General features: G+C 62.0%; 4 protein-coding genes, 1 tRNA gene and 1 pseudogene. 1 reads left to right on the top strand and 5 read right to left on the bottom strand.

Annotated elements, in window-relative coordinates; all coding sequences use genetic code 11:
* Nucleotides 1-149: 149 nt before the first annotated feature.
* The 5 genes and pseudogenes from BM225_RS18305 to BM225_RS18290 form a co-directional block, all read right to left on the bottom strand.
* Nucleotides 150-1,082: a site-specific integrase gene (locus tag BM225_RS18305; RefSeq protein ID WP_245780542.1), complete on the bottom strand. Its 933-nt coding sequence runs from the start codon at nucleotides 1,080-1,082 to the stop codon at nucleotides 150-152.
* A gap of 72 nt (nucleotides 1,083-1,154) precedes the next feature.
* Nucleotides 1,155-1,343: pseudogene (locus BM225_RS22365) on the bottom strand (DUF6538 domain-containing protein); the annotation flags it as partial.
* Nucleotides 1,344-1,404: 61 nt separating this feature from the next.
* Nucleotides 1,405-1,490: transfer RNA gene (locus BM225_RS18300), tRNA-Leu, on the bottom strand.
* Between the two features lie 59 nt (nucleotides 1,491-1,549).
* Nucleotides 1,550-2,089 carry a tetratricopeptide repeat protein gene (locus BM225_RS18295; protein ID WP_245780541.1) on the bottom strand — a complete coding sequence of 180 codons (540 nt, stop codon included), beginning with the start codon at nucleotides 2,087-2,089 and terminating at the stop codon, nucleotides 1,550-1,552.
* 30 nt (nucleotides 2,090-2,119) lie between these two features.
* Nucleotides 2,120-2,596, bottom strand: a complete 477-nt coding sequence (locus BM225_RS18290) for an Lrp/AsnC family transcriptional regulator (protein ID WP_072705589.1) — start codon at nucleotides 2,594-2,596, stop codon at nucleotides 2,120-2,122.
* Between the two features lie 106 nt (nucleotides 2,597-2,702).
* On the opposite strand from BM225_RS18290, the gene putA reads away from it, so the two are divergent.
* Nucleotides 2,703-6,134, top strand: coding sequence for a bifunctional proline dehydrogenase/L-glutamate gamma-semialdehyde dehydrogenase PutA (putA, locus tag BM225_RS18285; protein ID WP_072705587.1), 3,432 nt, complete (start codon nucleotides 2,703-2,705; stop codon nucleotides 6,132-6,134).
* The last annotated feature ends 45 nt before the right edge of the window (nucleotides 6,135-6,179 follow it).

The following is a 6,179-nucleotide window of genomic DNA, read 5'->3' as shown; positions in this document are numbered from 1 at the left end:
TTTTGCTGAGGCTTTTGGCTCAAGCGGTGCCTGTAACGGGAACCCAACCACCTCAGAAAGAGGCCGCGGGTACCAGCATTCGCCACAAGCGATTGATTTACCTCAGCTTTAACTCACGTTGGAGCTACCGTAGACCATGCCGGAGACCATCAGGCCACGGCGAGCATCCACTTAGCTAGCACTTCGAGGGGATAACCCTTGCCATAGCCCTGCCCCACGCCTTCGGTCTGCCATCCCCCTATCTGGTCAACGATGTCGGAGGGGCATTCCACGGCCCTAAGCCGGTCACGCATCGAGTGGCGGAAGCTATGCATGGTGCAGCGTTCGGGGACGTGCGGCTTCATCCACTTGTTCAGCGCTGCACTAGCAGAGTTGGCATTGGTGCGTTCAGCCTTGTTATATCTGGGGAAGGCGAGCTTGCTGCTGGCGTCATGCGCTAGCACGCTCTTCGCAGCCCACAGGGCCTCTCCGACCAGCGGCACCTTCCTAGCGCTGCTGGCCGTCTTCAACCGCCTCCACGGGTGTTCCTGCACGACCACATGGGGAACCGGCCCATCCAACACGATATCCGAACGCAGCAACCCTGCCGCCTCAGCAAGGCGCATTCCCGTGTCCGAGACCAACGCGATCAACCACCGCGCATCATCATCGGCAGCGCGGCACATGGCCTGTAGCTCTCGCAGCTTGTCCATCGGTACGGGTTCACGATTTTCGACACCAGCGGTGCGATCATAGTAAACGCCCGTGAAGGGGTTGTTGATGGTAACGCCCAACTCACTGGCTGCGAAGTTGATGACCGCCCTGACGGTTCCCATGATGCGGGTGATACTGCTTCCAACCAAGCCCCGCTCGATCAGCGCATCGCGGAACCTGTTCGCATCGGCGCGGGTGTAGGCGGTGATATCCTTGTCCTTCACAGCGTCGATGACGTAGCCACAGGACCGCTCTGTCGCCCTCAGGAACGTCTCTGACTTCCCTTGACCCTTGAGCCGTTGATAGATTCCCACGGCCTCAGAGAGCTTCACAGAGGCGCTCACGGGCTGCTGTGGCATGGCCTGCGGCACGACAGCCAGCGGATACAACCCAGCGCCCTCCCGCGCCTGACGAAGCATGTGTTGACCAGGCAAATCCTTCTGCCTTAGCCGCAGGTGATACCAATACTCATCAAGCTGCTGCGCCGCCCGTTGGGACCGTGACGCGGCCACTCGTGCCGTTTTGGTACGGAGTGAATACTGGATTCGGGGGGCAAGATAGTAATGCGACAGGTCGGACGGAATTCGGCGTGAGAAGTAGTAAACACCGTCTTTGGTGAACGAGTACGGGACTAAAATGGTCTCCGGCATGGTCTACGGTAGCTCCAACGTGAGTTAAAGCTGAGGTAAATCAATGGCTTGTGGCGAATGCTGGTACCCGCGGCCGGACTCGAACCGGCACGGCACAAAGGCCTAGGGATTTTAAGTCCCCTATGTCTACCATTCCATCACGCGGGCACGTGTCTGGGTGCGCGGACATTACCGTTCTGTGCGAGGAATGCAACGTGGAATAGGTGTTATAATTCCTCGCCTTGCGGCTCTTTTAACAACGCGCGCTCGGGCAGCCACGGGTTCAAGGCCAGCGCCTGTTTCAGGATGACTTGCGCCTCTGCGTCACGGCCGAGGGCGATCAGGGTCATGGCCTTGCCCGTCATGGCGCCCAAGTGCTGGGGCGTCAGGGCCAAAGCACGGTCAATATCGGGCAGCGCGGCCTCGTAGTCCTCTTGGACAAAGCGGATAATGGCGCGCTGGTTGTACCCTTCGGCATATTCTGGACAGTAGTCGGTCAGGGCATCAAATGCTTTGATCGCAGCCGGAAAATCGCCCATCCGGAACCGCTCCATCCCCGCATCCAGATAGTCCTGCGCGGTCTGGTCCGGCGCGTCGGTCAGAACCCGCCACATGCGATTGTGCAAATCCAGCGCGACATTGCGATCAGGCGCCTTGGCAAAACGGGACACAACTGCACTGAGCGCCTGTTCCTGTGCGGGGTCAGGCGGACATTCGGCCAGCGCGGCAGCGGGCCACAACGTCAAGAGCAGCAACCGTTTCATCATACCGATGATCTGTGCCGCACCCGGCTTGCGTCAAGTCAAATCCCCCGACACGGTTTCCTTGACCGCCTCCATCACTACAAAAGTCGAGGTATGCGAAACCCCCGGCAGGGTCGAAATCTTTTCCCCCAGAACCTGACGATAGGACGCCATGTCTCGCGTGCGGATTTTCAGAAGGTAGTCGAAATTCCCAGCAATCATATGGCATTGTTCGACCTCGGCGATCTTGGCCACCGCGCGGTTGAACGCGGTCAGGGCAGCCTCTCGGGTGTCCCCCAGCTTCACCTCGACAAAGGCCACGTGGTCCAGCCCCAGCTTCACCGGATCCAGCAGGGCGCGATACCCGATGATGATCCCCGACATTTCCAGCCGCCGCAAACGCGCTTGGGTGGGGGATTTTGACAAGCCGATCCGCTTGGCCAACTCGGTCACACTCAGCCGTGCCTCGCGGCCCAGCTCGGACAGAATCGCGTAATCGAACCGGTCAAGGTTCGCCTGATCATCTTGCATCGCAAAACCCCCTAAATAAAGTCGATGTGAATAGCCAAACTCCGCAACATCGGGAATATTGGCTGAAAATCCTTCTGTATTATGGCCCAAATGGGAAAGGAACACCATGATGCTAGATGAGAAGATGGCGTTGCCCCTGCGTATTGACGCAGCCACCTACGCCAATGAAGACGCTGTCCTGGCCGCTCTGGTAGAGGCCGCAGACCTATCCGCCGCAGATCGCGCCCAGATTTCCGCCAACGCCGCAAAACTGGTCACCGACATCCGCGGCCGTACCAATCCGGGCCTGATGGAGGTCTTTCTGGCCGAATACGGCCTGTCCACGGACGAAGGCATCGCCCTGATGTGCCTGGCCGAGGCCCTGCTGCGCGTGCCCGACGCCGACACCATCGACGCCCTGATCGAAGACAAGATCGCCCCCAGCGACTGGGGCAAGCATATGGGTCACTCGACCTCATCCCTAGTGAACGCCTCGACTTGGGCCCTGCTCCTGACCGGCAAAGTGCTGGAAGAGAAAAAGCCCGGCCCCGTTGGCCATCTGCGCAGCGCCATCCGCCGTTTGGGCGAGCCTGTCATTCGCACCGCCGTCGGCCGCGCGATGAAGGAAATGGGCCGCCAGTTCGTGCTGGGTGAGAACATCGAAGCCGCCATGAAACGCGCTGCCAAGATGGAAGAGCGCGGCTACACCTATTCCTACGACATGCTCGGCGAGGCTGCCCGCACCTACGAGGATGCAGAGCGGTATTTCACCGCCTATTCCAGTGCGATCAGTGCCATCGCGAACGCCTGCACCCATCAGGACATCCGCAAAAACCCCGGCATTTCGGTCAAACTCTCGGCCCTGCACCCGCGCTATACCGTGGCGCAGCGCGACGCGATGATGCCCCTGCTGGTAGAACGTCTGACCAAGCTGTGCCTCCAAGCCGCCGAAGCGGGCATGGGCCTGAACATCGACGCCGAAGAGGCCAACCGTCTGGCCCTGTCTTTGGAAGTCATCGAGGCCACCATGGCCGACCCTCGTCTGGCCGGATGGGAAGGTTTCGGCATCGTCGTCCAAGCCTATGGCAAACGCGCCGGTGCTGCGATCGACTGGCTCTATGAAACCGCGCAGCGTCTTGATCGCAAGATCATGGTCCGTCTGGTCAAGGGCGCCTATTGGGACACCGAAATCAAGCACGCGCAGGTCATGGGTGTCAGCGATTTCCCCGTTTTCACCGACAAGCACGCCACCGACATCAGCTACATCGCAAACGCCAAGAAGCTGCTGTCGATGACCGACCGCATCTACCCCCAGTTCGCCACCCACAACGCGCACACCGTTCAGGCCGTCCTGCACTATGCGGGCAGCGACCGCGACAGCTTCGAGTTCCAGCGCCTTCATGGCATGGGCGAGAGCCTGCATGACATCGTGCACACCGGCGAAAAGACCCGCTGTCGCATCTATGCGCCCGTTGGGGCCCACCGCGATCTGCTGGCTTATCTGGTGCGTCGTCTGCTGGAAAACGGCGCGAACAGTTCGTTCGTGAACCAGATCGTGAACGAGGCAGTCCCGCCTTCGGTCGTCGCCTCTGACCCGTTCGACGCCGTCATGGGTCGCCCCGATCACCTGCTGACTGGCCCCGAACTGTTTGGCGACCGCCCCAACTCTATGGGCTGGGATATTGAACACGCGCAAACCCTGTCGACAGTCGAACACGATCGCAACGTCTGGCGCGCGCACCAGTGGCACGCCGCGCCCCTGCTAGCGGGAGCGCCTGCACCAGAAACCGCGATTGACGTTGCGAACCCTGCTCTCCCTGGCGACATTCCGGGCACCGTCAGCTTTGCGTCGCCAGCCGACGTGGAAACCGCCCTGTCTGCCGCCACCCCTTGGGCCGCGGACCGTGCCACCCGCGCCGCCGTGCTAAACCGCGCCGCCGACCTGTTCGAAGCCAACTACGGCGAGCTTTTTGCCCTGACCAGCCGCGAGGCCGCCAAGTCCCTGCCCGACGCCATTGCCGAGCTGCGCGAGGCCGTGGATTTCCTGCGCTACTACGCGGCCAACGCGCCCGAGGCCGCTCCCGTGGGCACCTTCACCTGTATTTCGCCGTGGAACTTCCCCTTGGCGATCTTCACCGGTCAGGTGTCTGCGGCTCTGGCCAGCGGCAACGCCGTTCTGGCCAAACCCGCCGAGCAAACGCCCCTGATCGCCTTCCGCGCCGTGCAACTGATGCACGAGGCTGGCGTTCCCGCGACCGCTCTGCAGCTTCTGCCCGGTGCGGGGGACGTGGGTGCAGCGCTGACTTCGGACGCCCGCGTGGGCGGCGCGGCCTTTACCGGCTCGACCGAAACCGCGCTGAAAATCCGCAGCGCAATGGCGAAACACATGGCCCCCGGCGCCCCGCTGATCGCGGAAACCGGCGGTCTGAACGCCATGATCGTGGACAGCACCGCCCTGCCCGAACAGGCGGTCCAAGCCGTGATCGAAAGCGCCTTCCAATCTGCAGGCCAGCGCTGCTCGGCCCTGCGATGTCTGTATGTCCAAGAGGATATCGCCCCGAACCTGCAAAAGATGCTGATCGGCGCGATGAACACCCTGACCGTCGGCAACCCATGGGACATCAGCACCGACGTCGGTCCCGTCATCGACGAAGAGGCGCAGTCCGGCATCCAGACCTATATCGACGCCGCCCGAGCCGAGGGCCGCGTTCTGCACCAGCTGGACACCCCGAGCGAGGGCACCTTTGCCCAGCCCACCCTGCTGCGGGTTGGCTCGATCAAAGAGATGGAGCGCGAAATCTTTGGCCCCGTGCTGCATCTGGCGACCTTCAAATCAGGCGAGCTCGATCAGGTGATCGCGGACATCAACGCCACCGGGTATGGCCTGACTTTTGGCCTGCAAACACGGATCGACGACCGTGTGCAGCACGTGACCGAGGCTGTCCACGCGGGCAACATCTACGTAAACCGCAACCAGATCGGCGCGATTGTTGGCAGCCAACCCTTTGGCGGCGAAGGTCTGTCCGGCACTGGCCCCAAGGCGGGTGGCCCGAACTATCTAACACGCTTTACCGCGCGCCCCGCCCCTGCGCAGGCTGCACCATGGCAGGAGCAGATAACCGACGCCGAATTGCAACAGCTGGTGGATCAAGCCGGCGAGGCCCCAGCGCCATCGACCATCACCCTGCCCGGCCCGACCGGCGAATCGAACCGCTTGACCGCAATGGCCCGTCCGCCTGTCCTGTGCCTTGGCCCAACCAAGGCGCTCGCGGCGGAACAAGCGGCGGCGATCCGGTCCCTTGGCGGTGTGGCAGTGGTGGCTAACGGAGCCGTTGCGCCCGACGCTTTGCGCTCCCTGCGCGGTATTTCTGGCGCGATTTACTGGGGTGATGAGGCAACAGCGCGCGGCTACGGCGTGGCTTTGAGTGAACGCACTGGCCCGATCCTGCCTCTGATCGCCGGCCAACCCGACACCGGACATGCCCGTCACGAGCGCCATGTGTGCGTCGATACCACTGCAGCGGGCGGAAACGCCGCCCTGCTGGCTGCATCGTCCTAAGCGCAGTCGATACCTGGACGTAGGCGGCAGTTCGTATCGCGCTGC

Origin of the sequence: Donghicola eburneus (assembly GCF_900115865.1) — a bacterium.
Classification (GTDB): Bacteria; Pseudomonadota; Alphaproteobacteria; order Rhodobacterales; family Rhodobacteraceae; genus Donghicola; species Donghicola eburneus.
This window is presented reverse-complemented; position numbering and strand designations above follow the sequence as displayed.

What these genes read in the sequence shown, in the direction of transcription:
- BM225_RS18295 (WP_245780541.1), bottom strand. Translation starts at nt 2,089, where the DNA reads ATGATGAAACGGTTGCTGCTCTTGACGTTGTGGCCCGCTGCCGCGCTG.
- BM225_RS18290 (WP_072705589.1), bottom strand. Translation starts at nt 2,596, where the DNA reads ATGCAAGATGATCAGGCGAACCTTGACCGGTTCGATTACGCGATTCTG.
- putA (WP_072705587.1), top strand. Translation starts at nt 2,703, where the DNA reads ATGATGCTAGATGAGAAGATGGCGTTGCCCCTGCGTATTGACGCAGCC.